At 69.7% G+C, this 21724-nt stretch carries 11 protein-coding genes; 8 read left to right on the forward strand and 3 right to left on the reverse strand.

All coding sequences use genetic code 11. From position 1 onward, the window contains the following. The first annotated feature begins 109 nt into the window (after positions 1 to 109). A complete protein-coding gene (locus DVS28_RS29095; RefSeq protein WP_216826328.1) occupies positions 110 to 7669 on the forward strand; it encodes a 3-keto-alpha-glucoside-1,2-lyase-like domain-containing protein in 7560 nt (2519 codons plus the stop codon). 48 nt (positions 7670 to 7717) lie between these two features. Here the strand turns inward: DVS28_RS29095 and DVS28_RS01610 are convergent, their stop codons facing one another. Further along, a complete protein-coding gene (locus DVS28_RS01610; protein WP_114589893.1) occupies positions 7718 to 8380 on the reverse strand; it encodes a hypothetical protein in 663 nt (220 codons plus the stop codon). Between the two features lie 179 nt (positions 8381 to 8559). Here DVS28_RS01610 and DVS28_RS01615 point away from each other — a divergent pair, with 179 nt between their 5' ends. Continuing rightward, entirely contained in the window at positions 8560 to 9756 is a 1197-nt protein-coding gene (locus DVS28_RS01615) for a cell wall-binding repeat-containing protein (protein WP_164709800.1), read from the forward strand. A gap of 38 nt (positions 9757 to 9794) precedes the next feature. On the opposite strand, the gene DVS28_RS01620 is transcribed toward DVS28_RS01615, so the two are convergent. Together DVS28_RS01620 and DVS28_RS01625 are read right to left on the reverse strand one after the other, a co-directional pair. Further along, on the reverse strand, positions 9795 to 10334 hold the full coding sequence (locus DVS28_RS01620) for a hypothetical protein (protein WP_114589895.1): 540 nt from the start codon (positions 10332 to 10334) through the stop codon (positions 9795 to 9797). Positions 10335 to 10543: 209 nt separating this feature from the next. Then, positions 10544 to 12754: a cell wall-binding repeat-containing protein gene (locus tag DVS28_RS01625; RefSeq protein ID WP_114589896.1), complete on the reverse strand. Its 2211-nt coding sequence runs from the start codon at positions 12752 to 12754 to the stop codon at positions 10544 to 10546. Between the two features lie 93 nt (positions 12755 to 12847). Between DVS28_RS01625 and DVS28_RS01630 the strand changes: the two genes are divergently transcribed. The 6 genes from DVS28_RS01630 (at position 12848) to DVS28_RS01655 (ending at position 21663) form a co-directional block, all read left to right on the forward strand. After that, complete coding sequence (locus DVS28_RS01630; protein ID WP_114589897.1) at positions 12848 to 13282, forward strand: GNAT family N-acetyltransferase; 435 nt, start codon at positions 12848 to 12850, stop codon at positions 13280 to 13282. Between the two features lie 204 nt (positions 13283 to 13486). Beyond that, positions 13487 to 14155 carry a hypothetical protein gene (locus tag DVS28_RS01635; protein WP_114589898.1) on the forward strand — a complete coding sequence of 223 codons (669 nt, stop codon included), beginning with the start codon at positions 13487 to 13489 and terminating at the stop codon, positions 14153 to 14155. Between the two features lie 215 nt (positions 14156 to 14370). Beyond that, on the forward strand, positions 14371 to 16923 hold the full coding sequence (gene dpdF, locus DVS28_RS01640) for a protein DpdF (RefSeq protein ID WP_164709801.1): 2553 nt from the start codon (positions 14371 to 14373) through the stop codon (positions 16921 to 16923). Positions 16924 to 16925: 2 nt separating this feature from the next. After that, positions 16926 to 17849 (forward strand): protein DpdG, encoded by a 924-nt coding sequence (gene dpdG / locus DVS28_RS01645; RefSeq protein WP_114589900.1) that lies wholly within the window; start codon positions 16926 to 16928, stop codon positions 17847 to 17849. Continuing rightward, positions 17846 to 20953 (forward strand): hypothetical protein, encoded by a 3108-nt coding sequence (locus tag DVS28_RS01650; RefSeq protein ID WP_114589901.1) that lies wholly within the window; start codon positions 17846 to 17848, stop codon positions 20951 to 20953. The genes dpdG and DVS28_RS01650 overlap by 4 nt, the downstream gene beginning before the upstream one ends. Continuing rightward, positions 20950 to 21663, forward strand: a complete 714-nt coding sequence (locus DVS28_RS01655) for a hypothetical protein (protein WP_114589902.1) — start codon at positions 20950 to 20952, stop codon at positions 21661 to 21663. The genes DVS28_RS01650 and DVS28_RS01655 overlap by 4 nt, the downstream gene beginning before the upstream one ends. The last annotated feature ends 61 nt before the right edge of the window (positions 21664 to 21724 follow it).

Consider the following 21724-nt stretch of genomic DNA (forward strand, 5'->3'; position numbering starts at 1 on the left):
ACTGACCGCACAAACCTTGACTAGTTTCCGGCACAACGCCTCCCGCATCGTTCCCGCCAGGACGTGACCAGGTCCGCGGGGGGCCGATCCGAGCCGAGGAGCCGTGTCAATGCCTGCCGTCACCCGCCGTTTTCGCCATGCCGTCGTACTTGCCCTGGTGCTGGTCGTCGCCAGCGCAACGCTCGCCGCGGCCCCTGCCCTGGCGCAGGAGGAACCGGCCACCCAACCGGGTGTCACGCTGCGGGTCTTCGACCTCGGCGGCGTCGGCCTGTCGGAGATCTGCACGCTCCGCGGTGGGCAGACGCCCAACGTCGACAAGCACATGCCGACGATCGACTACTCCAGCGAGGCGGACTTCGGCTTCGCCGACAACTTCCTGTCCCACACCGTCGCCGACCTGGTCGTGCCGACCGACGGCGAGTACGCGTTCCGCCTGTACTCCGATGACGGCTCCCGGCTGTCCCTCAACGGCGACGTGGTGGTCGACCACGACGGCCTGCACGGCATCGATCCACCGGCCGAGGGCACGGCCACGCTGACGGCGGGCAGCCACGAGCTGTTCCTCGAGCACTTCGAGGCCGGCGGCGGCCAGCAGGTCACCCTCCAGTGGCAGCCCCCGGGTGCGAGCGGCTTCGAGGTGGTCCCATCGGAGAACCTGGCCACCCCCGCCGACGTCGTCCGTGTCACCTCCCCCGGCACCAAGTACTGCGAGGGCGCGACCGACACCGCCGGTGACGGCCTGCCCCTCGACGCGGTCCACCCCAACTACGACCTCATGGACCTGCGCCCCGACGACTTCGAGCCGATGGTCTCCGCCCTCGCCTGGACCGCCGACGACCGACTGCTCGTCGCCACCGCCGGCAACGTCAGCCCGGGCGGGCCGGTGCCCAACCCCGAGACCGGCGAGCTGTTCGTCCTCGACGGGGTCCTGGGCGACACCAGCCCCGAGCAGGTCAGCGTCACCAAGCTGGCCGACGGGCTGCACAACCCCATGGGTGTCCTCGAAGTCGATGGCACGATCTACCTGTCCGAGCGCGACGGCCTGACCGCGCTGCGTCCCGACAGCAACGGCGACGGCCTCCTCGAGCAGGAGCAGGTCGCCGCGTGGCCCTACGGCGGCAACTTCCACGAGTTCGCCTTCGGCCTGCTGTACGAGGACGGGCACTTCCTGGTCAACCTGTCGGTCGCCATCAACCAGGGTGGCAAGTCCACTGACCCCCAGCCCGCGGAGAACCGTGGCACGACCATCCGCGTGGACCCCGAGACCGGCGACGTCGAGTTCGTGGCAGGCGGCCTGCGCACCCCCAACGGCATGGGCTTCGGCCCCGAGGGCTCGCTGTTCGTGATGGACAACCAGGGGGACTGGCTGCCCGCATCGCAGCTGCTCCACGTCACCGACGGGGCGTTCTTCAACCACCGGACCAACCCGCCCGGACCCTTCGACGACAACCCGGTGACCCGCCCCGTCCTGTGGCTGCCGCAGGGCACGATCGGCAACTCCCCGTCCAACCCGGTGATGCTCGAGGACGGCCCCTTCGCCGGCCAGATGGTGTTCGGCGACGTGACCTACGGCGGGCTGCAGCGCGGCTTCATCGAGCAGGTCGACGGCGTCTATCAGGGTGCGGCGTTCCGTCACTCCGCGGGCCTCGAGGCCGGCATCAACCGGACCATCCTCGGTCCCGACGGCGCGCTCTACGTCGGCGGCATCGGCGAGGCGGGCAACTGGAGCGAGTCCGGCAAGCTGGACTACGGCCTGCAGAAGCTGGCGCCCAACGGCACCAACGCCTTCGACATCCGCGAGATGCGCGCCACCCCGACCGGCTTCGAGCTGTCCTACACCCAGCCGCTGTCGGCGGAGACGATCGCGTCTATCGCCGAGGCCTACGAGGTCCAGCAGTGGGCCTACAGCCCCGCCCCCACCTACGGCGGTCCGCGCATCGGTGAGGAGGACCTCGAGGTCGCTGCGGCAACGGTGTCGCCCGACGGCATGACCGTGACCCTCGACATCCCCGGCCTCCAGACCAACCGGGTCGTCCACGTCCGCAGCCCACGGCCCTTCGCGTCGGCGGACGGTGAGGAGCTGTGGAACACCGAGGCCTGGTACACCCTCAACGAGATCCCCGGCGACGACGGCGACCGCACCTGGTACGAAGCCGAGGCCGGGATGCTCGACGGCGGTGCCACCATCGCATCGGACCACCCCGCCCACTCCGGCACCGGCTTCGTCGCAGGCCTCGACGAACGCCACGCCGGGACCCGCTTCACCGTCGACGTGCCCGTGGACGGGGCCTACGACCTTGGCCTTCGCTACGCCAACGGCCCGCACCCCTTCGCTGGCGACAAGACGATGTCGCTGGTCGTCGACGGTGGCCCACCACAGCAGCTTGTCTTCCCGCCGACCATCGACTGGCCGATCTGGGCCACCCACCGGGAACGGGTCCAGCTGACCGCCGGCACCCACCTGATCGAGGTGGAGGTCGGCCCCGACGACACGGGTGAGATCAACCTCGACGCCATGTCGGTCCGACCGGCTGGTGAACGCATCGTGCTGCTCGGCGAGGACGGCGACCTGTCGGAGTGGCAGCACACCGACGGCAGGGCCCCGGAGTGGCCCGTCGTCGGGGACGGCGCCGTCGAGGTCATCAACGGCGACCTGCGCACCATCGAGGCCTTCGGGGACTACACCCTCCACGTGGAGTTCTGGCTGCCCGAGATGCCGCCGGAGGTCACCGGCCAGCAGCGCGCCAACAGCGGCGTGTACCAGCAGGAACGCTACGAGCTGCAGGTCCTCGACTCCTTCGGCATCGATCCGCTGCAGACCAACGACGCCGCGGCGATCTACCTCCAGAAGGCCGCCGACGTGAACGCGGCGACGGCGCCGGAGACCTGGCAGACCTACGACATCGACTACACCGCCGCCCGCTTCGACCCGGCAGGCGAGAAGGTCGCCGACGCCCGCATCACCGTGGAGTGGAACGGGGTGCTCGTCCACGACGACGTCGAGATCACCGGACCGACCGGCGGGAACCTGCCGGAGGGACCGGCGACCGGCGCCATCCGGCTGCAGGACCACAACGACCCCGGCGAGAACGTCCGCTACCGCAACATCTGGATCGAGCCCGAGTACAACGAGGTCCCGGACCTGACCGCGACCGCCACTCCGACCAGCGGCCTCGTCCCGCTCGACGTCGCCTTCGACGCAACGGCCACCGACCCCGAGGGCACCGACGTCACCGTGCAGTGGGACTTCGGTGACGGCAGCGACCCGGTGACGGCGCTGTCCACGAGCCACACCTACGACGTGCCCGGCCGTTACCGCGCGTCGGTCACCGCCACCGACGAGGCCGGCCGCACCGCCGCACGCAGCTTCACCATCGAGGTCGATCCCGACTGCTCGGGCGTCGTCGTCCCTGACGACGAGTTCGACGGCGAGTTCATCGACCGCTGCCGCTGGACGGAGATCCTCCGCGAGGACGGGGACCACCTGCGCGTGGCCGACGGGGCACTCCAGATCGACGCCGTCGACGGCGACATGCAGGGCGGCAACACCAGCGCCGCCAACGTCGTCCTGCAGGACCTGCCCGACGGGCAGGACACCTGGCAGGCCGTGACCCACCTCGTGCTGCCCGAGGGCGACACCTACGAGCAGGGCGGGCTGATGGTCCACGAGGACGACCGGCACTTCGCCAAGCTGATGCTGATGGACGTGCCCGACCTGGGCTGGATCGTCGAGTTCGGCCAGACCCTCGACGGCCAGGCCATCTTCGACGCCGGCGTTGATCGCTCGCCGGTCCTGCCCGCCGGCATCCACGCCGACGGCATCTGGCTGCGGGTCACCAGCGACGGCATCGGACTGACCGCCGCCTGGTCCGCCGACGGCGAGACCTGGAACCCCGTCGGTCGAACCCGACCGCTGGACGACATGCCCGACGCGATGGTGGGCCTCGCCGCCTACAACGGCAACGGGCAGGCCGCGTCCTTCGACTTCTTCCGCCTGCAGGACGGGCCCGCCCCGTCGTGCACCACGCCCGCCACGCCCGACGACGGCTTCCGGATGCTGTTCGACGGCACCCCCGCGTCGGCCGACGAATGGATCATGGCCGGTCCCGGCGGCTTCGCCCTGCAGCAGGACTGCTCCCTGCTCAGCCAGGGTGGGCTCGGCCTGCTGTACCACCCGGACTCCTTCGAGTCCTACCGGTTGCGGCTGGACTGGAAGCTGGCCGGTGACGACAACGGCGGCGTGTTCGTTGGGTTCCCCGACCCGGGCAACGACCCGTGGGTCGCCGTCCAGCAGGGTCACGAGATCCAGATCGACGCCACCGACGACGCCGACTCCACCACCGGGGCGGTCTACAACTTCCAGGCCGCCGACGTAGCTGCCCGGGACGCCGCCCTCAACCCGCCGGGGGAGTGGAACGCCTACGAGCTGGTCGTCACCGGCGACCGCATCCAGGTGCTGCTCAACGGTGTGGAGGTCAACGACTACACCGACGCCGACCCCGAGCGGATGAACGCCCCCAGCCACATCGGCATCCAGAACCACGGTGGTGGCGACGAGGTCTACTACCGCAACATCCAGGTCGCCGAGATCCCGACACCCGAGGGTCCGGCCCCGACGCTCGCCGTCACCGCCCCGGAGGCGGACGCGACGGTCGTCGGTGACACCGTGACCGTGACCGGCACCACCGACGGTGTCGAGGTCGAGGCCCGTGCCGGCACGGCGCTGGCCAGGACCACCCCAGCCGACGGTGCCTTCAGCGTGGACGTGCCGGTCGAGTCCGGCATCGTCGAGCTGGCCGTCACCGCGGTCGCCACCGACGGGTCGACGACCGTCGATCGTCGCACGATCACCGTCAGCCCCGACCACGGGACCCTGCTCGGCGCCCTGACCGACCCCGCGGGCGACGACGACGGCCCCGGCACCTACGTCTACCCGACCAACGAGGTGTTCGAGGACGGCGTCTTCGACCTCACCGGGCTGGAGGTGTACGCCGACGGCGACGACCGGACCTTCGTGATCGGCATCGACGGCCCGGTGACCAACCCGCCCGCGTGGAACGGTGACCAGATCGCCATGCAGCGCGTCAACGTCTACCTCGGCGACGGCAGCGCGGGTGTGCAGCCGGCCCTGCCGGGGACCAACATGGACACCGAGTCGGCATGGCAGGCCGTCGTCGTCATCGACGGTCGCTACGACGCCGCCGGCGTCTACGCACCCGACGGCACGATGATCGCCGCGGGCGAGCTGTTCAGCGACCCGGCCAACGGCGAGTTCGGCGTGGTCCTGCCCGCCACCGCGTTCGGCGGTATCGACCTGGCCTCGGCCACCTACGGCACCGCCATGTTCGTCAACGCCGAGGGCGGAGAGGGCATCGGCAACGTCCGGCCCGTCTACGACCTCGAGTACTGGCAGAACCCCGGCCCCGGCATGGGCTACATCACGGAGTGGCGCATGGGTGGTGGCGCCGGTGTCTTCGACAACAGCCCGGCCCACGACACCGATGTGCGCGACTCCAACGCCCTCGACGTCATCGTCGGCGAGGGTCAGGCCCAGTCGACGGTGCTGGACTGGACCATCGGTTCGCCGACGCAGCTGCCGATGGTGCCGCTGCCCGTGATGCCCGATCCCCTGACCATCGAAGTGTCGGTCGACCCGGCTGCGCCGGATGGGGCGGAGGGGTGGTACACCTCGCCGGTCACGGTGACGGCGGTCGCCAGTGACGCCGAGGCCGTGGTCGAGTTCGACATCGACGGTGGCGGGTTCGTCGCCGACGACGACGGCGTGCTCGTTGTGGACGCCGACGGTGTCCACACGGTGACGGCGCGGGCGGTACGCGGTGAGGAGGTGTCGCCGGTTGCCTCCGTCGACGTCTCGCTGGATGCCACCCCGCCGACCGTGACGATCGACGGGGTCGCCGACGGCGAGACGGTGCCCCAGGACTCCGATGCGCGGATCACCTGGTCGATCGCCGATGCCGTGTCGGGCCCCGGTGCGGTGGACGTCGTCCTCGACGGTGCCCCGGTGACCGAGGAGGACGTCGAGGTGGCGTCGCTGGAGCCCGGTCAGCACGTGCTGACGGTCTCTGGTGCCGACGTGGCGGGCAACGCCGCGCAGGCCGAGGTGACGTTCGTCGTCGAGGCGCCCGAGCCCCTGACGATCGAGGTGTCGGTCGACCCGGCCGCCCCGGATGGTGCGGAGGGTTGGTACGTCTCGCCGGTCACGGTGACGGCCGTTGCCAGTGACGTCGAGGCCGTGGTCGAGTTCGACGTCGACGGTGGCGGGTTCGTCGCCGACGACGACGGCGTGCTCGTCGTGGACGCCGACGGTGTCCACACGGTGACAGCGCGGGCGGTGCGTGGTGAGAAGGTGTCGCCGGTTGCCTCGGTCGACATCTCGCTGGATGCCACCGCACCGACGGTGGTGATCGACGGCGTCACCGATGGTGAGTTCGTCCCACGAGGATCCGGCAGGGTAATCACCTGGTCGATCGTCGATGCCACGTCGGGTCCCGGGGTCACGCTCGCTCATCTGGACCGGACGAGCGTGGACGGCGACTCGATCGAGGTGTCCTCGCTGCGGCCGGGCCGGCACGTGCTGTCCGTGTCGGGCAGCGACCAGGCCGGTCATGACACCGAGGGGATCACCGTGACGTTCCACGTCGTCCCGTCGACCCCTGCCCCGGGCAACCCCGGGCCACCCAGCCCCGAGCCCGAGCCCGAGCCGGAGCCCGAGCCCGAGCCGGAGCCCGAACCCGGGCACTCGGTCGGTCGCATGTCCGGTGAGAACCGGTTCGCGACGGGTGCAGCGCTCGCCGAGCGCTGGGAGCCCGGAGTCGAGCGGGTGTTCCTCGCCACGGGTGGCGGCTTCGCCGACGCCCTGGCCGCCGTGCCGATCGCCGGCATGCGGGAGTGGCCGATCCTGCTGGTCGAGGAGGGACGCATCCCCGACGAGACCGCCGCGGCGCTCCAGCGGCTCGAGCCACAGGCAGTGACCGTCCTCGGTGGCACCGCTGCCATCAGCGACGCGGTCGCGACGATGGCTGCCGAGCTGACGGGCGTCGAGGTCGATCGGGTCGCCGGCGCCAGCCGGTTCGACACCGCGGCTGCCCTGGCTGCCCGGTTCGTCGACGACGCCGATGTGGTGTTCGTCGCCACCGGGGCCGGGTTCGCCGACTCCCTCGCGATCGGCGCGGCTGCCGTCGCCGAGGGTGGTCCGCTGCTGCTGACCCTGGCCGACACGCTGCCGTCGGCGACCGTTGCCCAGCTGGAACGGTTGTCGCCGGAGCGGATCGTGGTCGTGGGTGGCGAGGCGGTCATCACGCCCGCCGTCGTCGCTGCGCTGGGTGGCCTCGCCCCCGAGGTCGTCCGCTGGGCCGGTGCTGACCGGTACGGCACGTCCGCGGCGATCGTCCGCGAGGCGTTCCCCGGCAGCCACCCGACGGTCTGGATGGCGACCGGTGAGGACTACCCCGACGCCCTCGTCGGTGGTGTGTCCGCCGGCATTGACGGTGCGCCGCTGGTGGCGGTGCGTCCGGACTGCGTCCCGGCGGTCGTCATGACCGAGGTCGACCGGTTGTCGCCGGACACCGTGATGGTGCTCGGCGGCCCCTCCACCGTGGGCGACGACGCGGCTGGCCTGACCAGCTGCGCCACCGCGCCGCCGGAGTAGCCAACCGCCGTCCGGCTGACCCCCGCGCCCCCCTCGGATGCGCGGGGGTCAGCCGTTGGCAGCTGCGAGGAACTGGGTGGTCAGCCCGGTCAGCTGATCGATCGTGTAGTCCTCGAAGGTCTTGACCACCAGGACGAATCGGTCGTTGAGCAGGACGTGGACCCCGTTGGTTGCGTCGGTGGACGCCGTCAGCGCCGGCCGCCCCAGACTGGTCAGCGGGGCGACCTCGGTGTTGGGGTTGCCGGGGGTGGACTGGGCGAGCAGGGTTTCACCGGTCGCGTCGTCCGGGTCGTCGGCGAGCCAGGTGCCGAAGTCGATCGTGCGGCCGTCGGAGGGCAACCACAGGCACCGGTCGTCGCCTGGCTGGAGCTGGCCGTTCGGTGCGTCGTGGACGGCGCTGAAGTCCAGGGACGCCACGACGTCGCAGATCGCCTGCCCGGTCGGTTCGAGCTCGATGGCGTCCAGGGGTTCAGCGACGGTGGCCTCGGCGGGCGTCTCCGTGCTGGGAGTCGGCTCCTCAGCCGGCGTCTCGACCGCTGGGGTCTCGACGGGTTCGGTGGCGGCCGACGGTGTGGCTGCGTCCACCGTGGACTCGGCGACAGCGGTCGCGTCGGCAGCGGCACCGGCCTCGGCGCCGGCGGAGTCGTCGCTGCCGCAGGCGACGCAGGACAGCAGCAGCAGGGCGGTCAACAGGAAGGTGGAGGTGCGCATGGCGCCACTCCACCGGTTCCGGTCGGGCGGTGCATCAGGGGGGCACCCCAAACCTTGACGTCCGACGATGTGGATCGCGCCGAATGAATAGGGGAACCCCTGATTCGGCCAACCCGAGGCGGGACCTACCGTCGCCCCAGCAGCCGTCGTCCGGGCGGCCCAAGCGAGGGGAGTCGGACATGTCGCAGTCGTTGTCCATGCGGTGGTTGTGCGCCGCCGTCGTTGTCGGCCTGATGCTCACCGCGATGCTGGGGCTGCCGGTCGCGGTCGCCCAGGATTCCGGCCCACCCACAGAAGTCGATGTCGTGCCGACGGTCGTCTTCCTGGCCGCAGCAGACAGCTTCGCCGATGCCCTGCCGGCCAGCGCGGTGGCAGGCTCGCTCGGCGCGCCGCTGCTGCTGACCCCTGGCAAGGACCTGGGCGAGGCCGCCGAGGCCGTGCTCCGGAGTCGCGCCCCGGGGCTGGTCGTCCTCGTCGGTGGTACCGCGGTCCTGACGGATCAGGTCGCGGCGGACGTCGAGGCCCTCGGCCTGCAGACCCGTCGCGTGGCGGGTGCCGACCGGACACGAACCGCCGAGGCCCTCGTCGCGTTCGCGGTCGAGATGGGCTACGGGCGTCCGGTCCTGACGGGTGCACCCGTGACCACCGACCGCATCCCGGGCCTGGACGCCGACTCCGTGGACGGGATGGACGCCGCTGACCTTCGCGGCCTTGCCGGACCGCCCGGGCGGCAGGGCCCACCCGGTGCACGGGGCCCTGCTGGCCCAGCCGGTCCCGCGGGCAGCCCCGGACCCGACGGGCCCCGTGGTGCCGCTGGGCCCGCCGGACCGGTGGGCGCGGACGGACCCGCCGGACCGGTCGGAGCGACAGGACCGGCGGGCGCAACGGGCGCCGACGGCGATGCCGGCCCCCAGGGGCCTCCGGGACAAGCCGGACCGGTGGGACCTGCAGGCCCTGCCGGGCCCGCGGGCCCGGCAGGAGCGATGGGGCCGGCCGGCCCAGCGGGGATCTCACGGGTCAGGTTCGTACCCATCCCCGTCACCCAGGTCGGTTGGCCGGACTACACGACCGTGGCCACCGTGGACCTGCCCGCGGGGAACTTCGTCGTGTCAGCGGCGGTCCAGTCAACCGCTGACACCCGTGACGCCACGATCGACACGCTGGAGTGTCGCCTGCGGCAGGGGACCAACTTCATGGCCTCCCTCGCGTCGGGGTTCCCCGAGGACCGCTTGGCCGCGACAACCACCGTGACGTTCAGCGGAGGGACGAGCCTGCCGTCAGGCGGCAACGTGAACTTGCAGTGCCAGGTCCTGGCCCGTTCGGAGGGCGCCGTGGCCGGCCTGGTGACGGTCTACGAGGTCGGCGGGTTCTTCTGACCTGCCGACGTGGTGACGGCGAGCCTGCGTGCGGACGTTCAGGCGGCGAAGGCCTGCTCGAAGGCGGCCTCGAACTCCGGGGTCGCCGGGCCGCTGTAACCGCAGTAGTTGACGGTGCCGTTGGAGGCGGTCAGCAGGTACCGCTCGCCGACCTGCAGGTCGAACCCGGCGATCAGCGCCTCCATCCCAGCGGGGGCGTGCAGGACGACGGACTCGGCGTCGCCGCCGGTGAACCAGCGGTCGACCGACAGGGTGACCGTGTCGCCGTCGACGCCCGTGGCGGTGGCCGCGAAGGCGGGGGACATGTCGGCCAGGATGGCGACCTCGAACGGCAGGCAGCTGGCGAGGGCGTCGTCCTGACCGAGTGACAGCTCGAGTGGATCCTGCGCGCTGATGGCCGGCTGGCGGTCGTTCTCGCCGACGAGCAGGTAGACGCCCGTGGTTAGCGCCGCGATGGCCACGGCGATGGCGATGGCGGCGGTGGACCGGCCACCCGGACCGGGGCCGCGGCTCGGGGTGGGTTCGTCGAGGACGATGACCCTGCTGGGGGTCTCGACGGTCTGCGTGGTGCGCTGCATGGCCTCTCCAAGTGGGTGGTGACGGCGGGGCGTCAACGGGGTGGGAACCTGGCGGCCCGGCGGGATGGTGTCCTTGTCGGGTCGACGTCCTCTCGGCTCGGGCCCTCGTGGGCCGCGCGGCGGGGTCGTCATGGTCTTCGACGCGCGACATCCACCGGTGGTTCCCATCGATTTCGTCTCTCGGGACCAGGACTCGTGGGTTCTCGGGGTCAGAAGCGGCCGGCGACCTCCTCGTACACCGCCGGGTCGAGGGTGTCCTCCACCGCGAGCAGCTCGAGCCGGGTCGCGCCGAGGCGGTCGACCTCGGCCAGCATCTCGGGGGTGACGGCGCTGTCGCCGACGAGCAGTAGGGGCGCCTCGAACGCCCATGCGGCGGATGCGGCGATCAGCGCCTCGCCGAACCGGTCGCCGGAGGCGGCCAGCACCGTGTCGGCACCGTCGGCGAACCGCGCCTGCGACACGGCGACGGCGGTCTGCTGTCGGCCCGCCCCGGCCAGCCGGGTGACGGTGGGGGCGTAGTCGCGGAGGGTGGCCTCCATCGACTCGGGGACGACCGCCGTGCCGCCCAGCACGACGATCTCCCGCGGGGCCAGGCGCCGCAGGGCGGTGTCGGTCTCGGCGGGCATGCGGTCGCCGTCGACCAACAGCACCGGTGCACCCTCCACCGAGGCGGCGGCCCCGCCGGCGAGGGCGTCGGGGAAGTTGGCGCCCGTCGCGACGAACACCGTGTCGACGGGGTCGGGCCAACCGGTGTCGGCCAGCACCTGTGCGGTGTGGAACCGGTTGGTGCCGGCCAGCCGCCCGGTCGGAGCGCCCGGTTCCCCGGCTGCGGGCAGGCTGGCAGACGGGACCACGGCCTCCCCGCCAACGACGACGATCTCGGTGAAGGCGGGGGAGAGGAGCTCCAGCAGCCGGGCGTTGCCCTCTGGGTCGTCGGGGTCGACCAGCACGGTCAGCCCCCGCGTGCGTCCGGCGAGTCCGGCGACGGCCAGCCCGTCGGGGAAGTCGGCGTCGGTGGCGACGTACAGGGTGAGGTCGGTGGGTGTGCCGCGCTGGTCGGCCGGTGTGGGATCGAGGCCGTCGAGGCCGAGGTGGGCCAGCGCAGCCGCGATGAAGGCGATGGCGAGGGCCTGGTCGTCACGTCCGCCGCGCAGGGTGGTCCGGCGGGCGGTGACGTAGGACTCCTGACGGGCGTTGCCGTCGGGGTCCTCGTAGAGGACGTCGAGCTGGCGAGCGCCACCCTCGCCGGACAGGCTGAACATGGCGGGCACGACCGTCTGCAGCTCGCAGATGACGCCGCGGCGTGCGTACAGGCTGACCTCGCCGCGGGCGTCGTTGTCGTCGACGGTGTCGGTGATCCGCCAGATGTCGACGTTCGGAGGTGGGCAGGTCGAGTCGTCGTTGGCGGTCAGGCGACCGAGGAACGGTTCGGTCGGTTCGCCCGTCCATCGGAGCGAGACGTCGCGCACGACGCCGTCGGTCGTGATGCGCCAGTCACCGGCGAGGTCGAGGTGGTCGGCGGGGTTGGCGACCGGGGTGCGCTCCTCGGGTGGGAGGGGTTCGGGTTGGGCGCCGGCCAGGCGGGAGAACAGCATCATGCCGGTGCCGCCCGGGTCGGGGTGGGCGGCCATGGTGAGCTGCTGACCGAAGGTGAAGAAGCTGACGCTGCCGCCGCCGGTGTGCAGGCTGCAGTCGTCGTAGCGGCCGATCCGGAAGCCGTCGGGCATGCCCCAGGCGCGGTTCTGCTCGGTGCCGGTCTGGATCAGGCCGTGGCCCCAGGTCAGCCCGTCCCACCAGACCTCGCCGGGCACGAAGCAGGATCCCCCCTCGGCCTCCACGACCGTGGCGGTGAACGTCGGGGAGCTGCCGGTGATCCGCAGGACGGTGCGGCCCGGCGGGCTGTCGGGGTCGTCGGTCCCGGCCAGCAGCCAGTCGCCGACGACGCGGTGCTCGACCTCGACCCAGTCGTTGGTCCCGAGGTCCATCCGCATCCGGCCGGTGGGGGTGTCCCAGACCAGGAAGGGGGCGGTGTCGGCGTCGGTCATCTCCAGCTCGACCCGGTGCAGGGTGCAGTCGGCGTCGAGGGCGAGGCCGTCGAAGGTGGAGGAGCCGTTGGACCGTTCGACCATCTCGGTGATGACCACGGTGCCCGGGGCGAAGCAGTCGGCGTAGCCGCCGTCGACGACCGTGGCCTCGAACACGGAGGGACGGACCTCGGTCCACTCGACGATGACGCCCTCGACCTGGTGCTCGACGGGTGCGCGAGGATGGTCGGGCCCGACCGGGTAGTGGTCGGAGGTGACGATCCACCGGTCCTGCAGGCGCGAGGAGGGGGCGTCGGGGTCCGGACCGGCGGCCGCCGGGGCCAGCATCGCGATGGCGAGGAGGAGCGCCAGGGCGATGGCGAGTGGGGAGCGCAACGGTCGACCTTCCGTGACTGCAGACGGGTTCGTGGTCAGCCGAGCGTCCAGACTGATCGGTGAGGGTGTCAAGGGGTGCGTCATGCTTGGGGCGTGATCAGGAGATTCCAGCCGGAGGACACCGACGCCGTCGTCGACGCGTGGCGTCGGGCGAGCGCGCTGGCCCACCCGTTCCTCGATCCCGGGTTCGTGGCGGAGGAGGAGCGGCGGACGCGCGAGGTGTACCTGCCGAACGCCGAGACGTGGGTGGCCGAGGTCGACGGACGGCCGGTGGGGTTCGTGGCGCTGGTGGACGACGAGATCGGCGGGTTGTTCCTCGACCCGGCGTTCCACGGTCGGGGGCTGGGACGGGCGCTCGTGGACAAGGCGGTCGAGCTGCGCGGGGCGGTGCGGGTGGAGGTGTTCAGCGCCAACGTCATCGGTCGGCGCTTCTACACCGCGTACGGGTTCGTCGGGGACGAGGAGTACCTGCACGAGGAGACGGGGCAGATGCTGCTGTGCCAGCGGTTCGACCCCGTGCCCCGTTGACGGTCGGGTGGGCGTTGGCGTAGCGTTTCGGGTCACGGCGTCCTGTCACGCCGGACCTCCACATCGGGCCTCCACGCGGCCCGGTCCCGGGGAGGCAAGGTCACCGAGTGGTCGACAGGAGTGGTTGATGGACTTCCGTCGTGTGCTCGGCGCATCGGTGGGGCGTGGCGAACCGGTGGTGGTCGAGCAGGAGACGAGGACGTCATGACCACACAGCAGACCTTCAAGCGCCGTGTCCGCGAGCGGATGGCCCGGACCGGCGAACGGTACGCCCAGGCAAGGCGGGTGCTGCTCGAGCAGCAGGCGGCAACGCCCCGAGTCGGTGGCAGGGGGTGGGTGTCCCAGCCGGAGATGTCGGACGAGGCCATCCGCGCCAACACCGGGCGCGGGTGGAACGAGTGGTGCGACCTGATCGAGGCCTTCGACGGGCATGCCGAGGGGCACTCGGCGGTGGTCGAGCACCTGATGACCGAGCACGACCTGACCGGCTGGTGGGCGCAGGGCGTGACCGTCAGCTGGGAGCGCATCACCGGCCAGCGGCTGCCGTACCAGCAGTCCGATGGGCTGTTCGGCGTGTCGAAGACGAAGACGATGGCGGTGGACGCCGACGAGCTGCGGGCACTGCTGCTGGATCCGGAGGGGCGCGACGCGCTGTTCCCGGACATGACCACCGAACTGCGATCGCGCCCCACATCGAAAAACGTGCGCATCGCGATGGAGGAGGGAAGCGTGGAGTTCACGCTGACCCCCAAGCCAAACGGCCGGACCTCGGTCAACGTCGCCCACACCCGCCTGCCCGACCACACCGTCGTCCCCGCCTGGCAGGACTTCTGGACAGAGTGGCTGGAGGCCTTGGAGAAGTCGGCCGGGTAGACGCGTTGTTCGCTCGTCGGCGGCTCCAGTGGCTGAAAGGGACCTCAAGGCTGCGAATCGCGTACGGTCTGGGAACGCGACCCAGGATGATTGCCTGCGCTGCTTCGGGGGCGTCCTGCAGTTCGGGAGTTGAGAGCTCGTCAAAGCTGACGCTGGCCCTGAGGAACACTCTCATCAGTCGCCGAAGACGAACAGTAATTCCAGGAAGGTCAGAAGTGTCTGCAGTTCCGCTCACCGAGTGGCTCTCGTCGTTTCCCGAGTCGGGCCCGCATCGCCGAATGCTCGCGGCGTTGGCGGATGGCGGCTCGGGGGACGTCGTCGCCCTCCTTCGGCATCTGTTGCGTCAGCAAGAGATGACGGGCAACGGAGTGCCCAGCCTGAACTACGCGGAGCTTGCCGAAGTCGGCATCACAGCCTCCGCTGCACGTGACGCAGGAATTGACGTCCTCGGGAGCGGACTCCGAGTTTCCGGGACACGTCAGTGGTCTCCCCAGTGGATCCGGGGCGATCTGCGCGCTGTGGACTTGGCCATCAGCGCGCCCTTCGGCATGCAGAGCGCGGTCGGAACTGTGCCCTCGCTGTCGAGGACCGACAGCAGTGTTCCCCTCGACCCGTTCTTGGCTGAACGTTTCGACTTCCCCGGCTACCGCGGGATCGGGCAGCGAGAAGCCGTTCGTGCGGCTCTCCGGTGCCCCGCCGGCGAGGCGCTCTACATCGTGCTTCCGACCGGGACAGGAAAGAGCCTGGCCGGCATGGCCCGGGGACTCGTGGAGCAGGACCGGACAACCGTCGTCGTGGTGCCCACGATCGCGCTGGCGCTGGACCAAGAACGCGAGGTCCTCCAGAGTCCTGCTGCGAAGAACCTACCGAACCGTCTCGCCTACACCTCCGACCTGAGCCCGGAGGACCGCGCAGCGGTGCGCGAACGCCTGCGCCTCGGCACGCAACGGCTGGTGTTCACCTCCCCGGAGAGCGCCACGGGTTCCTTGGCTCCCACGCTGCTATCCGTTGCGTCGGCCGGTCAGCTTTCCACCCTCGTTGTGGATGAGGCGCACATGGTCTCAGCGTGGGGCGACGACTTCCGTGCCCACTTCCAGCTATTGCCCGCCCTACGGCGGGCCTTGGTTGCGGCCGCTCGGGAGAGCGGCCAACGGGCACCCGCAACCCTGCTGATGACCGCGACGCTCACCCAGTCCACGTTCGAGCACCTCAACTCGCTTTTTGGACTCGCGCGGCCAGAGATGGTGTCCGTGTCCGCCCTACGGCCGGAACCTCGTTACCTCCTCGCGGAGGAGGTTGGCCTCGATCTACGCGACCAACGGGTCATCGAAGCGCTGAGGTTCCTTCCGCGTCCCATCATCGTCTACTCGACGAAGCGCGAGGACTGCGAACGACTCGCGAGCATGGCCCGGGAAGTCGGATATCGGCGAACCGCGACCTTCCACGGCGACACTAGCTCCGCGGACCGCCGTAGGGTCCTCGAGGGCTGGTCGAGCCGGAGGCCGACCGTGGACGTCGTGTTCGGCACGAGCGCGTTCGGCCTGGGCGTCAACCTCGCCAACGTCCGATCAGTGGTTCACGCCTGCATCCCGGAGTCGCTGGACCGCTACTACCAGGAGGTGGGCCGTGGCGGTCGAGACCATCACACCTCCGTTGCACTCCTTGCTCCCTCCCGGGGTGCTGACGAGCCGATCGCGAGGAGCTTGGCTTCGAGTCGACTCATCCAAGCCCCCAAGGGATTCGCGCGGTGGTCGGACATGCGTGACCTGGCGGTGTCAGACGACGGGTACCTCGACGTCCGGGTCGACACCGTGCCGACACCCCGGCCCGACATCGACCTGAAGATCGACCGCCGGTCCGACCGAAACCAGATGTGGAACCGGCTCACGCTCAACCTGATGGCGTCGGCAGGCGCCATCAGGCTCGAGCTCGTGCCTCCCCCGACAAAGACCGAGGCCGAGTCCGACGAAGCGTGGGAGGCACGCAGGGACCTGGCGTTCCAGGATTGGGCCCAGACGCAGCGAGTGACGGTCCTGGCGCACGACCTTTCCACCCAGGAAGGATGGGCCACGGCCACCGCCGACGCCAGACGACGCAGCGGCGACGGGTCTGACTCCAGCATCGAACGCATGCTGCACCTCGTCGGGGCGAAGAAGTGCTGGCGATCCGCACTCCTGGAGGAGTACACGATGGACGCCGCTCTGGCGACAGGGGACGTCAGGATCGTCCCCTTCGGGGGGTGCCCCGGCTGTCCTGGATGCGTGCCCGACGAACCCGAACCGCTCACGCCGATGGTCGCTCGCGTCGATCGTCGGACCGCCGTAGCGGCATTCCGGGCCTCGAGTTCGGCGGACCTCCCGGACGGGGTGCACAGTCTCCTACTGACGGCGCCTGGTGACGCACGGTCGTTCAAGAGGGCAGCGAAGCGTGTCGCTGAGGTCGCGGTCACGCAATGGCGCATCGAACGGATCGTGGACGAGCGTGGGGTACTGGGCCCACCTGAGGGCGCGGCGCTCCAGACGATCAACCGGTCCGCGGACTCCGGGTGGGTGGCGCTTGATCACGCCCTTGGCGCGCCGGCCTTCCCCATCCCCACCTTGGTGGTCGTGGACCCAGTCGACGAGGTGCCCCCCGAGTTCTTCGATGTCGATGGAGCTCCTCGTGTCCTGCTGTGCGCAGACGGCGCAGAAGCGTTCGATGGCCGGAGCGCGACCCCGCAACCACTCTCGACCTGGCACCCGACCACGTCCTTCGAAGAGGTGATCTGAGTATGGCAATGCTCACCCCGCCCGAGGCGCTCCCCGCGCTGCTCCTGGCGGTCATGCGTCACGTGCAGGCGGAGGGGCGCGTTCATCGCGAGCTTCTGCACAAGCGCTTCGCTCCCCAGGCGCTGTTCGATGAGCCCAGGGGGCCTGACGACGGAGCCTACGGATCCACAGTTGCCATGGGAAGGTCCATCGGCGTGCTCCACGGAGGCACGGTGAGGGATCCGGAGGTTCGGCTCGATGAGGAGTTCGAGTCCTTCTCCGACGAAATCAACGCCGCCGTACTGCGGTCGTGGACGATGAGAATCGACGCGGACGATCCGGATCCCTACAGCATGGCCGACGGCAAGGTTGTGTCCACGGGGTGCCGTGACATGCAGCGGGCTTTGGCTTGGTTCCTGACATTGGATCCCCGCGGGCCGGCACTCACCTGGACCAGCAAGAAGGTCCATAGCGTTGATGAACATCAGCAGACCCTCCCCAGGCACCTGTGGCCATTCGAGAACTCGACGCGATGGGGGGGTTTCACGCGGTGGGCAACCCTGCTGGGCTTCACGAGACCTCGGCCGTCGGAGAAGGTGGACGGTTTCGTACCCGATCTGTACGTCCCGACACGGGACGAGATCGGCGGTCTGCTCACTGATGATCCTAAAGAGCTCGCCGGGGTACTGGACCGCCTCGCAGCCCGGCTGCCTGTGATCGCGGGTGGTCAGATCCGTGGCTACATGCTGAAGCACCTCCAGTCCCAACAGGACGGGGTGGACGTGGCGCTTGCCCAAGCGCTGCTCCGGCTCGAGTCCGAGGGGGTCATCGCCCTGTCCACGGTCCAGGACTACACCATCAGCAACCCAAGCGGCATCGTCCGCTTGCTCTCGGGGTCGCGCGAGGAACGAGCGTTCACCCACATCGCCCAAGGGGTATCCGCATGAGCACCAAGACCTGCTGGTCCCGGACAGACGCCACCGACATCATGCTTGTCGACGCCGGGGAACCAGACGAGCAGAGCAACCGGAGGTTCCTCGCAACTCACGTCCCTCAGGACGTCCAGATGTGGACGGGGCGGCAATGGGCGCAGACCCCGCAACCCGAGGGCGCCACAAGCGACATCGACTCGCTGGCCTCGCACATCGCCGACGCGCCGATGGACGCGTCGATGTGCTGGGTTGCCGGCGATCCAGGAACCGGCAAGTCCCACCTCGTCAGGTGGCTGTGGCTGGCCAGGGTGCGCGACGCCCGTGCGGGCGAGCGGACCGTCTTCGTACCCCGCAGCGACACCTCATCCCTACGCCGGGTTGTCGACCGAATCATCGGCGACGAGTCCGGCGAGGAAATGGATGCTGTGCGGGAAGCGCTGTCCGAAGCCGCTGACAGCTACCCGACGATGACCTCCGCTCGCCGGACCCTCATCCTCGAGCTCGCAAACATCGCGGCCGATGATTGGGCCTTGGCGGAGTCCGAGAGCTTCAGGCCGTTCACTGAACGAAGCTGGTCCAGCGACCACGTTCGAGTGGCACGAAACCTGTTCTCCTGGCTGACCGAGGAGCAGTTCCTGAACCAGTTGCTGTCCGACGATGGTCTGGCCGCGCGGGTCGCCGGTACACGTCTCGGGCGTCGCCGGGCGGAGGAACGCGAGGAAGAAGATCTCGTGTTCGCTCCCCGTGACCTTCCGCTGGCCCCTGAGAAGGTTGAGCGTGCGTCTGCTCCAGCCAGGGAGCTCCACGAGCTGATCTCTGACGACGGGCATTTCCAACAACGGCTGGTCCAGGTGCTGAACACCTACCTCGATCGGGCGGTGCAGAAGGTCTTCGGTGTCAGGCAGGGAATGGTCACCGACGCCGCGCTGGAGCTGCGACGTCGACTCAAGGAACGCGGCGAGACCCTCTGGCTCTACTTCGAGGACTTCGCGGTCCTTCAGGGGGTACAGCAAGAGCTTCTCGATGTCTTCGTGGACAACGCCCCCGCCCTCTGTGATATCCGCGTGGTGGCCGCGATCACCCCGGGCCCGCTGAGCCAGCTCCCGACGATGGTGTGGGGCCGGACGTCCGCTGTTGTGGACCTCAATATGGCGACCGGTGCTGCTGGACAGTTCCGCGACCAGCTCGTGGGGCGCTACCTCAACGCCGTCCGTGTCGGTACGGATCGGCTGGCAAGCCTGTCCATCGACGCTCCCACACCGAACCAGTGCAACGACTGCCCCTTGGGACTGTCGGCGGAGTGCCACGAGGCGTTCGGGACCGTGGAGGTCGAGGGAGTCGGGCACGTCGGTCTGTATCCGTTCAACCGTCAAGCGCTCGAACGGGCGGTCGCGGCCAAACTGGGGGATGAAGAGTCCCAAACGTTCGTGCCGCGGTTCGTGATCACCGATGTGCTACGCAACATGGTGCACAGCAACCACGCGGTGCTCGAGGGGGGTCGGTTCCCAAGGCCCGCCGTTGTCGATCAGTTCACCGTTGCGGACGACCGGATCCGTCAGGGCGTGAGAGACATGCTTCACGACGGCTGTGTGGATGCTGGGATGGACACCTCGGCCGCTGAGCGACTCGTAGCGTTCCAGGGGCTGTGGGGTAGGTCAAGGGTTGCGTTCGATGAGGTTCCTGAGGGCGCGAGGTCCCTGTTCAACCTGCCGGCCCCTCCAACCTCCCAGATGGAGGTCAACGAACCGAAGGGTGCCCCTCCGACCCGGAAGCCGCGACCCCAACCCGGCGGAACGCCTCCAGCTACCGTCGCGCCGCCGACCCGCCCCGACAAGGTGCAGGAGGTTGACCGGTGGACAGAAGAGCCCTCTCGCGAGCTCCCCGAGGCGCTGCGCCGGGACGTTCGTCAGCGCATCCACGCTCGCGTTGTCAGCAGCCTTGGCCTGCACGATGGCCGTCACAGCGCGAAGGCGTGGTCAGGACGGGATGGGTTCGAGCCTGAGGACATCGTGCTCGACGGTCGTGCTCCCGCAGGCCGACGGCCCCAGCTGGTTCACCTCGACAAGTCTCCGGAGGTTGCACTGGCGCTGGAGGAAGTCGTCTGGGATCAGGCGAACCCTTTCCTCGGCGGCAACGACACAGCTGCACGTCAGCGACGGGCGGCAGACATGCTTGTCGACCGTCTGGCCGAGCAGGTTTCCGCTGAGACGCTCATCGGTGGGCCGGAAGCGGAACATGCACAAGCGGTCCACCTGCTCCGCTTGCTCCTCTCGACGGGAGCAGTGCTCGGGCTTCACTGCGAGAGCGATACGCCCGAGGCGGTGATCGACGCTGCCCTCCGAGAGCCCTCGGCGCTTCCGCCCGTCGGTGATCCCGCCTGGGGGAAGCTGCGCGACGCTGCGTTGGGCAACGCCTCCCGGACTGCGGAAGGCAGTCGGCAGATGGCACGGGACCTGCTCCTCCGGCTTGTCGCGTTCACCCGTGAGGGAGGCAACGTGCACGCCGTGGACTTCGACCGGCTCAAGGGTCCGGCTGCCGAGGCGTCCGCAAGCTGGGTCGTGGACCTCAAGGCGCTGCCGCGAGGCGTGCAGGACTACGCCAGGACCTTCCAGGAGAGCCTGGCTGCCAACCTTGGCCGTTCCTTGGAGTCTGCGAGGGACTGGGCAGAGAAGGTCCAGGCTGATCTGGATGGTGATCTCCTCACCATGGCCAAGAAGGTCAGGACATCCTTGACCGCGGGCCGTGGCAGGTCCCTCTTCGTGACGGCTGACGAGCAACGGGTGGTGAACGATGCGATCGTCACCTGTGACCGGGTCATCGAGCGCGGCCAGCAGGTGGACACCGCCGCGCTGCGACATCTGGCCAAGGAGGTCGCTGCCGTTGATCAGGTCGATGAGCGAGCGACGCTACAGGTCCTCGAGCACTACCACCGGTCCCAAAATCAGGTCGGCTTGGTCCGATCGTTGCTGGGCGACGGGAGAGCTGCGCTGGAGATGGCGCTCTCGAACGCCACCAAGGACCGGAAGGATGGCGACGCCGCCGTCGATCTACCGGATCCACGCGCAACCGTGCAACGCGTTTCCGCCACAGCCCGAGCACTGAAGGAGGCCATCCGATGACGACCATCGCCGCGTTGGCGGACCAGCTCATCTCCGTGTGTGACACACTTGCGGAGGGGGCGGCATCCGCGAGCCGCATCGCCTCGGCGCTGCGCAGGCTAGAAGGACTGGAGGACGCAGCTGAGGAGCTCGATGACCTCCTGGTTCCGATGAACGAGCTTGCCCTGGTCGAGGCCACGGTCGACCTTCCCGAGCGTCTGAGCATCCTTGCGCAAGCCCCTGACATCGAAGAGGGGATGGCCTGGCTCGGTGCCGAGGATTCGGTCAACTACCGGGACCTCGTGCGAGGCGTCGCGAACGACCTCCGGTCTGCTCTTGCCGACGCTTGGACGAATCGGTTGGAAGCAGTCGAAGCGCCTACCGCGAGCCGGACCGTGCTCCACGCGTTGGAAGGACTGGGGAAGTCCAACCCCGTCGTCATGGCTTCCGTGGCCGTGATTCGCAAGCGTTCGGACGACTTGGCAGAGATGCAGCGGACAGACACCCCCGAAGAGGGGGAGGGTGCCGCGCTGCTGTTGGCCGAGCACGAGCTGAAACGGGCCTGGGCGTCGATCCACGATTCGGGCGTTCCCGAGGACCGTCTGGAACTGCTCGAACGCTTGGGCAGCGTCAAGGGCGTACCGATCAGCGAGGTCACCGACGACCAGATCGCGTGGTTGCGTGAAGCCGGACTTGCAGGTGATTTTGCGCTAAGGCGAAGCGCGATGTGAACCGAGAACCCGGGTGTGACCAGATCCGTCGGGGATCTGTCGCAGGGACGGGACCGAACCC

The organism is Euzebya pacifica (assembly GCF_003344865.1).
Lineage (GTDB): Bacteria > Actinomycetota > Nitriliruptoria > Euzebyales > Euzebyaceae > Euzebya > Euzebya pacifica.

Bases quoted from the DNA above. Each gene is read 5' to 3' on its own strand.
- DVS28_RS01610 (WP_114589893.1), bottom strand. From the start codon at position 8,380: ATGCGCACCTCCACCTTCCTGTTGACCGCCCTGCTGCTGCTGTCCTGC.
- DVS28_RS29095 (WP_216826328.1), top strand. From the start codon at position 110: ATGCCTGCCGTCACCCGCCGTTTTCGCCATGCCGTCGTACTTGCCCTG.
- DVS28_RS01620 (WP_114589895.1), bottom strand. From the start codon at position 10,334: ATGCAGCGCACCACGCAGACCGTCGAGACCCCCAGCAGGGTCATCGTC.
- DVS28_RS01650 (WP_114589901.1), top strand. From the start codon at position 17,846: ATGAGCACCAAGACCTGCTGGTCCCGGACAGACGCCACCGACATCATG.
- DVS28_RS01655 (WP_114589902.1), top strand. From the start codon at position 20,950: ATGACGACCATCGCCGCGTTGGCGGACCAGCTCATCTCCGTGTGTGAC.
- DVS28_RS01635 (WP_114589898.1), top strand. From the start codon at position 13,487: ATGACCACACAGCAGACCTTCAAGCGCCGTGTCCGCGAGCGGATGGCC.
- DVS28_RS01615 (WP_164709800.1), top strand. From the start codon at position 8,560: ATGTCGCAGTCGTTGTCCATGCGGTGGTTGTGCGCCGCCGTCGTTGTC.
- dpdG (WP_114589900.1), top strand. From the start codon at position 16,926: ATGGCAATGCTCACCCCGCCCGAGGCGCTCCCCGCGCTGCTCCTGGCG.